Origin of the sequence: Pseudomonas sp. NY15437 (assembly GCF_048068435.1) — a bacterium.
Taxonomy (GTDB): Bacteria; Pseudomonadota; Gammaproteobacteria; order Pseudomonadales; family Pseudomonadaceae; genus Pseudomonas; species Pseudomonas nitroreducens_B.
Genome location: NZ_JBLUQC010000008.1, coordinates 284,603 through 298,296, shown reverse-complemented (window position 1 = coordinate 298,296; position 13,694 = coordinate 284,603). Strand labels below are relative to the sequence as shown.

Annotated in this window: 11 protein-coding genes; 3 read left to right on the top strand and 8 right to left on the bottom strand. The window is 66.6% G+C overall.

Annotated elements, in window-relative coordinates; genetic code table 11:
* Nucleotides 1-192: 192 nt before the first annotated feature.
* From ACNFIA_RS19765 to ACNFIA_RS19740, 6 genes are all read right to left on the bottom strand, one after another.
* The gene (locus tag ACNFIA_RS19765; protein WP_081517023.1) at nucleotides 193-438 is read right to left on the bottom strand and encodes a 4Fe-4S dicluster domain-containing protein; all 246 of its coding nucleotides are present in this window, start codon (nucleotides 436-438) and stop codon (nucleotides 193-195) included.
* A gap of 295 nt (nucleotides 439-733) precedes the next feature.
* A complete protein-coding gene (locus ACNFIA_RS19760) occupies nucleotides 734-2,485 on the bottom strand; it encodes a fumarate reductase/succinate dehydrogenase flavoprotein subunit (protein ID WP_416787953.1) in 1,752 nt (583 codons plus the stop codon).
* Nucleotides 2,482-3,231 carry a GntR family transcriptional regulator gene (locus tag ACNFIA_RS19755; RefSeq protein WP_259755251.1) on the bottom strand — a complete coding sequence of 250 codons (750 nt, stop codon included), beginning with the start codon at nucleotides 3,229-3,231 and terminating at the stop codon, nucleotides 2,482-2,484. The genes ACNFIA_RS19760 and ACNFIA_RS19755 overlap by 4 nt, the downstream gene beginning before the upstream one ends.
* Before the next feature lie 498 nt (nucleotides 3,232-3,729).
* Nucleotides 3,730-4,617, bottom strand: a complete 888-nt coding sequence (locus tag ACNFIA_RS19750) for a TauD/TfdA dioxygenase family protein (RefSeq protein ID WP_416787951.1) — start codon at nucleotides 4,615-4,617, stop codon at nucleotides 3,730-3,732.
* Nucleotides 4,618-4,818: 201 nt separating this feature from the next.
* Entirely contained in the window at nucleotides 4,819-5,724 is a 906-nt protein-coding gene (locus ACNFIA_RS19745; protein WP_401086291.1) for a TauD/TfdA dioxygenase family protein, read from the bottom strand.
* A gap of 56 nt (nucleotides 5,725-5,780) precedes the next feature.
* The gene (locus tag ACNFIA_RS19740) at nucleotides 5,781-8,150 is read right to left on the bottom strand and encodes a TonB-dependent receptor (protein ID WP_416787948.1); all 2,370 of its coding nucleotides are present in this window, start codon (nucleotides 8,148-8,150) and stop codon (nucleotides 5,781-5,783) included.
* A gap of 310 nt (nucleotides 8,151-8,460) precedes the next feature.
* Here ACNFIA_RS19740 and ACNFIA_RS19735 point away from each other — a divergent pair, with 310 nt between their 5' ends.
* Nucleotides 8,461-9,381 (top strand): LysR family transcriptional regulator, encoded by a 921-nt coding sequence (locus tag ACNFIA_RS19735; protein WP_416787946.1) that lies wholly within the window; start codon nucleotides 8,461-8,463, stop codon nucleotides 9,379-9,381.
* 927 nt (nucleotides 9,382-10,308) lie between these two features.
* On the opposite strand, the gene ACNFIA_RS19730 is transcribed toward ACNFIA_RS19735, so the two are convergent.
* Together ACNFIA_RS19730 and ACNFIA_RS19725 are read right to left on the bottom strand one after the other, a co-directional pair.
* Nucleotides 10,309-10,920 (bottom strand): Yip1 family protein, encoded by a 612-nt coding sequence (locus tag ACNFIA_RS19730; RefSeq protein WP_416787944.1) that lies wholly within the window; start codon nucleotides 10,918-10,920, stop codon nucleotides 10,309-10,311.
* A gap of 28 nt (nucleotides 10,921-10,948) precedes the next feature.
* On the bottom strand, nucleotides 10,949-11,305 hold the full coding sequence (locus ACNFIA_RS19725; RefSeq protein ID WP_416787941.1) for a hypothetical protein: 357 nt from the start codon (nucleotides 11,303-11,305) through the stop codon (nucleotides 10,949-10,951).
* 485 nt (nucleotides 11,306-11,790) lie between these two features.
* Between ACNFIA_RS19725 and ACNFIA_RS19720 the strand changes: the two genes are divergently transcribed.
* Entirely contained in the window at nucleotides 11,791-12,009 is a 219-nt protein-coding gene (locus tag ACNFIA_RS19720) for a PLD nuclease N-terminal domain-containing protein (RefSeq protein WP_259754721.1), read from the top strand.
* A gap of 136 nt (nucleotides 12,010-12,145) precedes the next feature.
* Nucleotides 12,146-13,693, top strand: coding sequence for an AMP-binding protein (locus ACNFIA_RS19715; RefSeq protein WP_416787938.1), 1,548 nt, complete (start codon nucleotides 12,146-12,148; stop codon nucleotides 13,691-13,693).
* Nucleotide 13,694: the final 1 nt, after the last annotated feature.

Genomic DNA, 13,694 nt, shown 5'->3' with positions numbered 1-13,694 from the left:
TGGAATCGTCTCCGCCGCGGGTCTGCGGTGGGAAACGAGGGGGTTTTGCAGCAGGCGTCCGGTCGTTGGCCGGTTGCTTTTTTTGGTGTTTCTTGGGCTTTTCGTGGGAGCGAGCTTGCTCGCGAACAGCCCCTCTGCCGGCTCTGGTTCGCGAGCAAGCTCGCTCCTACAGGGAAACTTCGTTGCGGCAGCTCAACGCAGCAGGTACGGAATCTCGACCTTCACCGCGCCGGTCGGGCAGTCCTTCTCGCAGGGCATGCAGTACCAGCATTCGTCGAAGGCCATGTAGGCCTTCTGGGTGGCGGGGTTGATCGCCAGCAGGTCCATCGGGCAGACCTCGACGCAGACGGTGCAGCCCTTGTCGGCGATGCACTTGTCCTCGTCCACCGTCACCGGGGCGCTGGAGCGGAAGAAGATTTCCTGGGGTTGGTAGGCCATTGCACGCGGTCCTCATGGTGTTGCTTGCCGGCCGTCGTGGCGGCGGGCTGGTTGTTTTAGAGCCAGGGTTCGGCGCGGTGGCTCGTTACCCTCTCCCCAGCCCTCTCCCTGAAGGGAGAGGGGGCTTGGTCGTGCCGGCGGGTAATGCGGAGCTCGCCGGATAGCGTTTTTTCGTTTCGCGCGTATTCCTGCGATCGCCGGCTGGCTCCGTGGTTGCCGCTCGCTCCAGACAGCACCCTCTACCGCTTGCGGGAGAGGGCGGGGGGAGAGGGGCTCTTCGGCCTGCCGGACGTCATCAAGCCGCCTCGCTCTTCACCCGCAGCTTCTCGTAAGCCTGCTGCTCATCCTCATCCAGCGCGATCACGTAGGGCTCGATGGGTTTCTTGAAGCTGGTCATCGCGCCGTCCTCGCCCTTCTTCAGGTGCGCGTGGCAGAACCACTCGGCGTCGTTGCGCAGCGGGTAGTCCACGCGGTGGTGGTACAGCCCCCAGCGGCTCTCGGTACGGAACAGCGAGGCGCGGGCGGCCATCTCGGCGCAGTCGCGGATCACACTGACTTCCATGGCGCGCATCAGCTCGTGGGGGTTGTTGGCCTTCATCTGGTCCAGGTCGTGGGCGATTTCGGCGAAGCGCTGCAGGCCGATTTCCATCTTCTTGGTCACCTTGGGCGGCTGCAGGTAGTCGTTGACCATCCGCCGCAGCTTGTATTCCACCTGCGCCGGCGGCAGGCCGTGCTCGCGACGGAGCGGGGCGAAGACGCGTTCGCGCTCGCGCTCGACCTGCCCGCTATCGACCTCGCTGAACTCGCGCCCGGCCACGTACTGCGCGGCGTTGGCGCCGGCGAACCAGCCGTAGGTGAAGGCGCCGAGCATGTAGTTGTGCGGCACCGCGGCCATGTCGCCGGCCGAATACAGGCCCTTGACGCTGGTTTCGGCCTTCTCGTTGACCCACACGCCCGAGGCCGAATGGCCGGAGCAGAAGCCGATCTCGGAGATGTGCATTTCCACCATCTGCTGGCGGTAGTCGGTGCCGCGCCCGGCGTGGAACTGGCCACGGCTGGGGCGTTCGTTGCTGTGGAGGATTTCCTCGATGGTCTGGATGGTTTCCTCGGCCAGGTGGTCCAGCTTGAGGAAGACCGGGCCGTTGCCGCCTTCGAGTTCCTGGTGGAACTCCCACATCATCTGGCCGCTCCAGTAGTCGCACTCGATGAAGCGCTCGCCCTTGCTGTTGGCGGTGTAGCCGCCCAGCGGGCCTGTGACGTAGGCGCAGGCCGGGCCGTTGTAGTCCTTGATCAGCGGGTTGATCTGGAAACATTCCAGGTTCGAAAGCTCCGCACCGGCGTGGTAGGCCATGGCGTAGCCGTCGCCGGCGTTGGTGGGGTTCTCGTAGGTGCCCATCAGGTAGCCCGACGACGGCAGGCCCAGGCGCCCGGCGGCGCCGCAGGCGAGCACCACGGCCTTGGCGCGGATCACCTGGAATTGCGCGGTGCGGCAGTCGAAGCCGAGCAGGCCGTTGACCGCGCCCTCGGCGTCGGTGAGCAGGCGGGTGACCACCAGGCGGTTGGTGATCTCGATGCGCGCACGCTTGAGCTGGCGGTACAGCACCTTCTTGATGTCGTGGCCCTCGGGCATGGGCAGCACGTAGGCGCCCATGTGGTGGACCTTCTTCACCGCGTAGTCGCCGACCTCGTCCTTCTCGAACTTCACGCCCCAGCGGTCCAGCTGCTGCAGCGTCTCGAAGCTGTGGGTGGCGTAGGCGTAGACCGCCGCCTGGTTGACGATGCCATCGTTGGCGACGGTGATCTCCTTGGTGTACTGCTCGGGCGTGGCATGGCCGGGGATGATGGCGTTGTTCAGGCCATCCATGCCCATGCTGATCGCGCCGCTGCGCTTCACGTTGGCCTTGTCCACCAGGAGCACGCGCAGCTCGCGGTTGGCTTCCTTGGCCTTGATCGCCGCCATCGGGCCGGCGGTGCCGCCGCCGATCACCACGATGTCGTAGGCGAGGTGCTTGTCCTCGGGAACCTGGGAAAGGTCGAACTGGCTCATGGCTGTTGTTCCTTGTGGCGGTCGATGCGCAGGCGGTACTGGAAGGCATCGCCGCGGTAGTAGAGGTGTTCGTAGTCCAGCGGGGTGCCGTCGGCGGTGTGGGTCAGGCGCTCGATGCGCATCACCGGCGAGCCTTCCTCCACCTCCAGCGCGCGGGCCAGTTCGGCGTCGGCGAGGATGGCGTCGATGGCGAGATCGGCGTGGCCCAGGGGCAGTGCGCAGTCGTTCTCCAGGATCAGGAAGATGTCGCGGCTGACCAGGTCGGCCTTCTCCAGGCGCTTGCCGACGGCCTCGGGCAGCCAGGTGATCTCCAGCGAGACCAGCTCGCGGTTGACCAGGCGGGCGCGCTTGATCTGCACCACGTTGTCGCCCTCGGCGACCTGCAGCCGGGCGGCGACCTGGGCGTCGGCCGGCACGGTCTTGAAGCTGCGTAGGCGGTTGATCACCTCATAGCCGCGCTGGCTCATGGACTCGCCCAGGCCCTGCAGGGTGCTGACGTTCTGGAATGCCTTGGGCTTGGCGACGAAGGTGCCCTTGCCGTGGATCTTGAAGATCAGCCCTTCCTTCTGCAGATCGCCCAGCGCCTGGCGCACGGTGATCCGGCTGACCTCGAAGGCCTTGCCCAGCTCGGCCTCGGAGGGCATGCGGCTGAGCGGCGGGTAGGTACCGTCGAGGATGCGCGTACGCAGCAGTTCCTTGAGCTGGCTGTACAGGGGAACGGGGGAAAGCGGGAGGAGTTCGGCCATAGTTCATAACTTGTTATGACGAGTTGGCGAGACTATAAAAGGAATAATTGATTCAGGACAAGAATCGATTTTGCATAAGCATAGAGAGCGTTGTCCGTAGGGCTTCTTCGAGCCATCGCGGCGGCATTCTCGCTCTAGGGGCTGCAGGTTCCCTGTGGGAGCGAGCTTGCTCGCGAACGGATTACCCGGCCGCTCCAGCGTTAAGCGGTTCGCGAGCAAGCTCGCTCCTACCCGATCAAAAACGCCCGCGGCAATGACCCCTTTTCGCAGGGCGTTTCCCTGTAGGAGCGGGCCATGCCCGCGATCGCGCGCATGGCGCGCTCCTACAAAATCCAGGCGCGGAGGGCGCATGAAGCGCCAGCGTTATCCGCCGTGCACGGGCTGGCGGAAAACCTGTTCCGCGCGGCTCTTCGTAGGAGCGAGCTTGCTCGCGAACCCCAGGCAGGCGCCGTGAGCGGCCTGGAAACCCTCGCGGACAGAGTCCGCTCCTACGCTGCGTCAGAACGGCCGGCTGCCGGACAGGCTGATGCGCTTCAGGCGGCGCTTCTCGCTCGCCGGGAAGGCATTGCGGCCATGCAGCACCGCCTGGTTGTCCCACCAAACGATGTCGCCCACCGACCACTTGTGGCTGTAGATCAGCTCCGGCTTCTGCAGGTGTTCGCGCAGCTTCTCCACCAGCGCGGCGCCCCGTTTCGGGTCGGCACCGGGGATTTCCACCTCGGTGTGCACGGAGAGGAACAGCACGCGCTTGCCGCTCTCCGGGTGGGTGCGCACCAGCGGGTGCTCGGTGCCCTGGATGGGCTCGATGTCCGGAGTGCGGTAGCGCACGAAGGTGCCGTTGTAGCCGCCGCTCTTCAGGCGAATGAACGGGTTGTAGTTGATCAGCCTGAGCGGATCGATCTCGGCGCGGGTCGCCTCGTCCAGGGTTTCGTAAGCGCGGGCGAGGTTGGTGAACTGGGTTTCGCCACCGGTTTTCGGCACCTCCAGCGCATAGAGGAAGGAGCCGGAGGAGGGCACCGGCGTCCACTGGTGGTCGACGTGGGCCGGCAGGGCGAAGTTGCCCAGTTCGCCGTCCTCGGTGTTGGCCACCTTGACGATGTCCGGGGCCTTGCCATCGGCGCCGGAGGACAGCACCGGCACGTCCGCCGGCGGCTGGAACACCGCGCCGAACAGGGTGGCGAAACGCAGGTACTGCTGATCGTCCAGTTGCTGGTCCTTGAAGATCAGGATGTGGTGCTCGCGGTGGGCCTGCTTGATCGCCAGGATCTGTTCGGGCGTCAGCGGCTCGCGGGCGTCCAGACCGCGGACTTCGGCGCCCAGCGGGGCGTCGAGGGGGACGATGGCGAAGGGTTCGGGGGTGGATTGCTGGAGGGCGGATTGGGTCATCTTACAGTGCTCCGTTCAGGCATGGGCGGCCCTCTCCCTAACCCTCTCCCTGAAGGGAGAGGGGACTGGATCGGTGCCAGGCGAAACCACGTGCCAGTCCTGCGCCGACGTAGCAGGACCGCACGGGAGATACGCTTCAATCGGATACTCCCTCTCCCTTCAGGGAGAGGGCTGGGGAAAGGGTTCGGCGGCAGAGGACCTTCAAACCTTCTTGATCGTCCGGCTGCGCTGCCCGTCGATACCCACCGGCACATCGCCTTCGAGGGTCACGCGGCGCACGATGCGCGGCTGGGTGCCGTAGTCGTCCACGGCGTAGTGCTGGGTCGCGCGGTTGTCCCAGATGGCCACGTCGCCCGGCTGCCAGCGCCAGCGCACGGTGTTCTCCAGGCGGGTGACGTGGCCCTGCAGCACGGCGAACAGGTGCGCCGAGTCATGCTGCGAGAGGCCCTTCAGGCGCTTGACGAAATGCCCCAGCAGCAGGGTCCGCTCGCCACTGACCGGGTGCACGCGCACCACCGGGTGTTCGGTTTCGTAGACGGTGGAGGTGAAAATCTTGCGGTACTCTTCCAGGCGCGCCGGGTCGACGTTCGGGCGCACGCTGGCATAGTCGTACTCGTTGCTGTGCACCGCCCACAGCGAGTCGGCCAGCGCTTTGAGTTCCGGCGACAGGTCGTCGTAAGCCGTGGCGGTGTTGGCCCATACGGTGTCGCCGCCGGCCTCGGGAGCGACCACGTTGCGCAGGATCGAAGCCTTGGGGTAAGCCTCGACGAAGGTCACGTCGGTGTGCCAGGAATTGGCGCGGCGGCCCTGGGCGCCGTCCAGCTCCAGCAGGTAGTGGGTGCCGTCCTGCACCGGCACGGTGGGGTGCGCCACCGGCTTGCCGAGCAGGTGGGCGAAGGCCTCCTGGCCCTGGTCGTCCAATTGCGTCTGGCCGCGGAAGAAGATCACCTTGTGCTTCACCAGCGCCGCCTGGATGGCGTCGACGGTGGCGGCGTCCAGCTCGCCGGAGAGCGTCACGCCGCGGATCTCCGCGCCGATGCGCCCGGCGACCGGGTGGATGTCCAGATTGACGAGGTCTTGCTTGATAGCCTGTGCTGCGTTGCTCATCTCATCGTCCTCTTGCTGTGCAATGGCGCCGCGCACTCTGGCGCGGCGGATGGGGATCAGAAGTCGTAGCGAACCGAGGCGCCCAGCGTGCGCGGCTGCCCCACCGAGGCGGTGTAGGAGCCGTTGATGCTGGCGAAGGCGGCCAGGTAGTAGTCCTTGTCGAAGGCGTTCTTCAGCCAGACGGAGGCGTCCAGCTGGCCGTCGCCGATGTCCTTGCGCAGGCCGACGGAGAAGTTCGCCAGGCCGTAGCCGTCGATCTTCGACAGGTCGGAGTTGTCCAGCGTGCCTTCGGCCTCGGAGCGGTAGGAGTAGCTGCCGGTCACGTAGGGGCGGATGCCGTCGTCGAGGTTCCAGGCATACTCGCCGTTGAGGTTGGCGATCCACTTCGAGGCGCCGACCACGCGCTGGCCGGTGAGGTCGCAGGTGGCCGGGGCGTTGGGTTGAGTGGAGACTTCCGCCGGGCACGGGGCGTCCTTGAACGACAGGTAGGTGACGTCGTTGTAGGAGCCGTTGAAGTTCAGCGTCAGGCCGCGGATCGGCAGGGCGGTCGCCTCGAACTCCAGGCCGCGCGAGCGCACACTGCCGGCGTTGGAGAGCACCGAGACCAGCTGGGTCGAGCCCGGCGGCTGGTACAGGGTGGTCGCCTGGTAGCCGTGGATGCCGGTCCAGAAAATGTTGGTGTTGAGCTGCAGGCGGTTGTCGAACAGGGTGGTCTTGATCCCCAGTTCGGCGTCGTTGGCGCGCTCCGGGCCGACCAGCAGCGAGTCCGCGCCCGCGGTCGGGGCGCTGGCCACGGCCAGGTTCACGCCGCCGGATTTCTCGCCGTGGGACAGCGAGGCATAGCCCAGCAGGTCGTCGGTGAACTGGTAGCTCAGGCTCAGTAGCGCCGAGGGGGCGAAGCTGTACAGGCTCAGGTCACCCGAGTCGTAGGCGCCCAGCTGGTTGCGCCGCACCACCGCGCCGACGCCGGTCACCGGCGCGCCGCCCACCGGCGAGAAGCGCTCGACCTTGGCGTCCTTTTCCTCGTAGGTGCCGCGCAGGCCGGCGGTGAAGTCCAGCTTGTCGGTGAGGTGCCAGGTGCCCTGGGCGAACAGCGCGAAGCTGTCGGTGTTGATCTTGCCGTTGGCTTTCGAATAGGTGTTGTTCAGCGCATTCAGGTTGGTGCCCAGCAGGTAGCGGTCGGCCAGCGGGCCGTAGTCGGTGAAGGTCTTGTTGCCCAGGTTCTGGTTGAACGCGTAGGCGCCCAGCACATAGTCGAAGAAGCCACCGGTGGGCGAGGCCAGGCGGATTTCCTGGGAGAACTGGCGGTCGTGGACTTCCACGCCGGTGTTGTTGATCGCCGAGACGTTGAGCTGCTCGTCGTTGGCCGGGGTGAAGTGCCAGTAGCGATAGGCGCTGATGGAGGTCAGCTTGTAGCCGCCGTTGAGGTTCCAGTTGGCCTCCACCGAGCTGCCGCCCTGGTGCACGCTGACATGCTGGCGGCTGTTGATGTTGACCTTGTGCCGGTCCGGATCGCGGATCGGCGAGGCGCCCACCGCGGCCGCGCGCTGCCAGAAGCGGTCGGCGGCGCCGTACACCACCATGCTGCCGTTGCTGGAATCCTCCTCGTTGTAGTCGTTGATCCAGCGCAGGTCGAAGTCCTCGTTGGGCTTGAACAGCAGTTGCCCGCGGATGCCCTGGCGCTCGCCGCCGTTGAGGTAGTTGTCGTCGTGGATGTTCTTGATGTAGCCGTCGTCGCGGGTGCGGTAGGCCGACACGCGCCCGGCCAGGGTGTCGGTCAGCGCGCCGGAAACGGTGCCCTTGCCCTGGAAGTAGCCGTCCTGCCCGCCGGAGACTTCCACGCTGCGCTCGGGGGTGAAGGTGGGCGCGCGGGTGGTGATGTTCAGCACGCCGGCGGTGGTGTTCTTGCCGAACAGCGTGCCCTGCGGCCCGCGCAGCAGTTCCAGCTGCTCGATGTCCAGCAGGTCGAACACCGCCATGCCGGGACGGCCGAGGTAGACGTTGTCCAGGTAGACCCCGGCGCTGCCTTCCAGGCCGTCGCTGGCCGGGTTGTTGCCGATGCCGCGCACCGCAATGCTCGACTGCCGCGCATGGATGAAGGCGACGTTCACGCTGGGCAGGATCTGCTGCAGGTCCTGCACCTTGTAGACGCGCTGGGTTTCCAGGGTTTCGCCGCCGACCACGGTGATCGGCGTGGGTACTTTCTGCGAGTCTTCCTCGCGGCGGCGGGCGGTTACGGTGACCTTGCCCAGGGTCGCGTCGGCCTTGGCCGGCGCAGCGCTGACCGGGTTGCTGGCGTCACTGCTGTTACCGCCGTCCTCGGCTTCCTCGGCGAATACCGGCAGCGCGCCGCCCAGGGCCAGCAGGACGATGGCGTAGCGCAGCCGGTGAAGTTTGAAGGGGAAGGGCGAATGTCTAAAAGTCATGCTGTGTCCTTATCTGCCGGCGCCAATCGCGGGCAAAACGGGGCCGCGCCACGCAGCAGTGGCGAACGACGTTTTCAGTGGGGTTGAAGCGGCTTTTTGCTGTCAGCGACAGCGCGACAGGCACATTCGCGAGGAAAGGAGGTGCAAGGCTGGCATCGGGCGACTCCTGGTCTGAGCTATATTCTTAGTTCATAAAAGAATAGATGTTTGTTTTATTCTTCGTTGACGGAATAAGAGCTTGCATTTAAAACCAGCGCATACGAAAGCGGCAAATGCCTTTGCCCACTATTTTCAATGCCGGAAATGCATCATGGATTTGCGCCAACTCCGCTACTTCATTGCCCTCAACGAACACCGCAGCTTCGTTCGCGCCGCCGATGCGATGGGCATCACCCAGCCGGCGTTCAGCCGCAGCATCCAGGGCCTGGAGCAGGAACTGGGCTGCCGCCTGGTGGACCGCGGCAGCAAGGACCTGCGCCCCACCCCCGAGGGGCAGGTGGTGCTGCAGCACGCGCTGAGCCTGGTGCAGGGCGCCAACAACCTGAGCCATGCGGTGGCCCGGCTGAACAAGCTGGATTCGGGCGAGCTGCGCTTTGGCAGCGGCCCGGCGCCGGCGCAGAAGCTGGTGTCCGATGCGGTGGCGCGCTTCGTCCAGCGCTACCCGCGCATCCACATCCAGTTCGGCGTGGACAACTGGGAGCGCCTGGCGCGCAGCCTGAGCCGCGAGGAGATCGAGTTCTTCGTCGCCGACATCCGTCATTTCGAGGCCGACCCGAACTTCCACACCCGCGCGCTGAAACCGCGCAGCGGCCTGTTCTTCTGCCGCGAGGGGCACCCGTTGCTGGCCAAGGAAAGCCTCTCCACCAACGACATGTTCGCCTACCCGCTGGCGGCCACGCTGATCCCGCCCAGCGCGCGGAAGATGCTCGCCAACCTCAGCGGCAAGATCGACATCACCACCAACGTGCAGTGCGAGGACATGGCGTCGCTGGTGCGCATCGTCGGCCAGACCGATGCCATCGGCATCGCCGTGGAAGAGGCGCTGAGCGAGCCGATGGCCCGCGGCGAACTGGTGCGCCTGCATTTTCGCAACCTGCCGCAGAACGTCGACATCCTCCAGGCTCGCTGCGGCATCGTCACCCGCAGCGGCGACCGCCTCTCGGCGGCGGCACGGGCGATGATCGAGCTGCTGGTGGACCTGGATGCGGGAGTGAAGAGCGAAGTGGCATAGGCCCCCATTGTAGGAGCGGGCCATGCCCGCGAACCGCCGGCGAGGCCCTGGCGTCATGCCTGTGAGCGCCGGCCAACCAGAGGGATTTCGCGGATAAATCCGCTCCCGCCATGCCCACCTGTAGGAGCGGGCCATGCCCGCGATCCGCCGGCAGGGCCGGCGCCTTGTTCGTGCTCGAATGGCGATCCTGTTTGGCTGCGTCGGCACTTGGGCGTTCCCGCGCCGCTTCTGTGTGTGCGGATGTGTTGTGGTTTCGCCCCCTCGGGCGACCTTCTTTGGCAGTCGCCCCAAAGAAGGCAAAGGTCTTGCCCCGGACATCCGGTTTTTCGCTCAGGCGAAAAATACCCTCGCTCCATCGCAGTTCCAGGGGCCCGCCGCGACGGGCCATCCCTGGCCCATCGCGGCTCTCGCGGCATCCATGCCGCTCAACCCCTGGAACTCCGACTCCACTCGGCCTGCTGAACGGGGCGGTCAGAGTGTTCGGAAGTTTTCCTGGAAGTCTTCCAAGCCAATGCCAGGCCGTCGCGCAGTCGCTCTTCGTAGGAGCGAGGGGGACGCCTGGTTCTTGCTCGCGAACCGCCCACCCGGAACAGCGGACTTTGTCCGCCATCGCGTGCGCGGCACGCTCCTACCGGTTTGCTCCGGCGTGACGGGTTCGTAGGAGCGGACCTTGTCCGCGAAATCCGGTGCGGTGTACTCCGCAGCTCGGCAAGGCAGCCAATCTGTCTGGCCCCTTGCCGTAGTCGGGTGCTGCGCAAGCTCGCTCCTTCGAAGAGCCGCGTGGACGTGACCTGTAGGAGCGGGCCCTGCCCGCGATCCGTCGGCAGGGCCGGCGGTCAGCCCTGGTGACAGGCCTGTGAGCGTCTGGCGGTCTGATGGATTTCGCGGACAAGGTCCGCTCCTACGGGAGCCGGGATCCAGACCCGGCTATTCCTGCAGATATTCGCCCGACCCGTTCATCGCCTGGCCCCATAGCTCGAGGAAGCCGAACGCGGTGGTCAGCAGCACGAGGAAGCCGAAGCCCAGGATGCAGCCGGCGTAGAACACCGCGCTGCGCTGGGTCAGGCGCATGTAGATCGGCAGGCCGATGAACAACAGCCAGGCCGAATACGCCGTGGCCACGCCGGCGGCGAGGATCAGCAACCAGCGCGAGGGCAGCAGCGCGGCGACCCCGGCGAGCATCAGCGGCAGCGCCACGGCGGTGGAGAAGCCCATGCTGCGGTTGACGTTGGGGCGCACCTCGGTGCGGAACAGGACCCAGCGGGTCAGGTAGGCGATGATCACGATCCCGGCCACCAGGCCGACGTAGCACCAGAAGCTGAGCAGCGCGCCGCTGGCCAGGCTCAGGTACTGGGTCTCGTCGTTGCCGGGCAGGCGCCAGCCGACCTGGGTGGTGCCGATGAACAGGCACACCGCGGGGATCAGCGGCATCAGCAGCCAGAACGGCAGGTAGGCGGCCGGATGCTGGTCCGAGCTGTCGCGCAGCTCGCGCCAGGCCTGTTCGGGGTGGACGAAGAAGTGGGTCAGGGGGAAGGTCATGGCGTTCTCCTCGAGCCTCATGGAAAGATCAGCGGCGGTCCCGGTGCCCCGGACGCAGCCCCTCGGCTACCTCGCTCTCGATCAGCGAGCCGGGGTCTTCGTTGCCCGGATCGTTGATCTGCGCGCGGGCCAGTTCGGGATCGTCGATCGCCGGGTCGAGGTCGCTCTGCGGCATCAGCCCCTCGCCGCGGTCACGGCGGTCGAGCAGCGGCAGCAATTGATCGTGGAATTCCTGCTGCTGGGCTTCCGACAGCGCGGCGAACCCGTGGTTGAGGATGTAGCGGGCGAGGATTTCCTCGCGGCTGTCCGCCTCCAGTACGCCGTCTTCGAGCAGCCGGCGAAGACCTTCCGAGCGTTCGACATCCTGATGATCATTCCAGCCCATCGTGTGCACCTCGCGATTCGGGTCGAGTGTGAGTGGCTCGGCACGAGCAGTGGCAGTGGGCGACGTCGTTCGCGGCGCCTATGGGGATGACCCGGGCAGGGCGCCGGGTGTTCGACGCCAGGGACGAACGGTTGCGCCATGCGACGGCGGCGTTCCCGTGGGAGCGGACCTTGTCCGCGAAATCCATCCGGCGGGTGGGTGCTGGCAGGTGATGCTGGGCGAGGCGCTGGCCTTGCCGGCGGATCGCGGGCGTGGCCCGCTCCTACAGGTGGCATGGCGCGGGCGCGCCGCGAAACCCATCCGGCGGGTGGGGGCTGGCAGGTGATGCCGGGCGGGGCGCCTGCCTTGCCGGCGAATCGCGGGCGTGGCCCGCTCCTACAGGGCGGGGCGCACCTTCATCGCGCGGAATGAACCTTGGGCGTGGATTGTGGCCAGCCCAAGGACACGGGCGAGCTTCGCCCGAAGCCGAAGAGGAGACATCGCCAATGTCCACGTTCGCCCTTGCCTCGTGGTTCTGGATCGCCGTGGCGATCATCATCGTGCTGCTGGACCTGTGGGCCATCGTCAGCATTTTCCGTAGCGACAAGGACGTGAATGCCAAGGCCCTGTGGTCGTTGCTGATCGTCATCTTCCCGGTGGTCGGGCTGGCCATCTGGGGTGTCGCCGGGCCGCGCGGGGTGGCCCAGGAACCGCCGGTGGACTGAGCGCCAGCGCCACCCCGCGGGACCCATCGCATTCCGGCATGGCCGGCATCGCCCTATGGTATTGGCCGGTTGCCGCGCACGGCTCTTAGCATCTCGTTCGTCACTTTCATCAGCAGCCTGACAACGAGAACAACAAGTGGACCTGGGAAAAATCCTGCGCCGCAGTGCGCTTTACTGGCCTGACCGCGAAGCCGTGGTCGACTCCCGCCTACGCCTCACCTTCGCCCAGCTCGAACGCCGCACCAACCGCCTGGCCTCCGGCCTGCTGGCGCTGGGGCTGGAGCAGGGCGCCCACGTGGCGATCCTGGCGCTCAACCGCGTCGAACTGGTGGAGGCGGAGGTCGCGCTCTACAAGAACGCCATGGTCAAGGTGCCGATCAATGCGCGCCTGGCCGCCGACGAAGTCATCAGCGTGCTGAAGGATTCGCGCAGCCAGGCGGTGATCGCCGATGCCGCCTTCGCCGCGCTGATCGACCAGCGCCGCGGCGAGCTGCCGGACCTCAGGCTGATCGTCCCGCTGGCCGACGAGGGCGCCGACGTGCCCTACGCTCAGGTGCTCGAACGCGGCAGCGAGGCGCACATCAGCTGCGACCCGGCGGACGACGCCCTGGCCGTGCTGCACTACACCTCCGGCAGTTCCGGCGTGCTCAAGGCCGCCATGCTCAGCGTCGGCAACCGCAAGGCGCTGGTGCGCAAGAGTATCGCCAGCCCGACCGGCCGGTCCGGGCCGGGCGACGTGATGGCCCACGTCGGCCCGATCACCCATGCCAGCGGCATGCAGATCATGCCGCTGCTCGCCGCCGGCGCGTGCAACCTGCTGGTGGAGCGCTACGACGACCGCCTGCTGCTGGAAACCATCCAGCGCGAGCGCGTCACCCGGCTGTTCCTGGTGCCGGCGATGATCAACCGCCTGGTGAACTTCCCCGGCGTGGAAAGCTACGACCTGAGTAGCCTGCGCCTGGTGATGTACGGCGCCGCGCCCATGGCGCCGGCCCTGGTACGTCGCGCCATGCAGGTGTTCGGACCGATCCTCGCCCAGGGCTACGGCGCCGGCGAGACCTGCTCGCTGGTCACCGTGCTCACCGAGCAGGACCACATCGCCGCGCTGGACGATCCCAGGCGCCTGGCCTCCTGCGGGCGCTGCTATTTCGACACCGACCTGCGGGTGGTCAACGAGGACTTCGAGGATGTGAAGCCCGGCGAGATCGGCGAGATCGTCGTGCGCGGGCCGGACATCATGCAGGGCTACTGGCAGGCGCCGGAGCTGACCGCCGAGGTCATGCGCGACGGCTATTACCTCACCGGGGACCTCGCCACGGTGGACGAGCACGGCTACGTGTTCATCGTCGACCGCAAGAAGGAAATGATCATTTCCGGCGGCTTCAACATCTACCCCACCGAGGTCGAACAGGTGCTCTACAGCCTGCCGGAAGTCTTCGAGGCGGCGGTGGTCGGCGTGCCCGACGAGCAGTGGGGCGAGGCGGTCAAGGCGGTGGTGGTGCTCAAGCCCGGCATGCAGCTGGACGAGGCGCGGATCATCGAGCTGTGCGCTGCGCAGCTGGCCGGCTTCAAGAAGCCGCGCAGCGTGGACTTCGTCCGCGAGCTGCCGAAGAACCCCAACGGCAAGGTCGTGCGCCGCCTGGTGCGCGAACCCTATTGGCAGCACCAGGAACGGCGGATCTGAG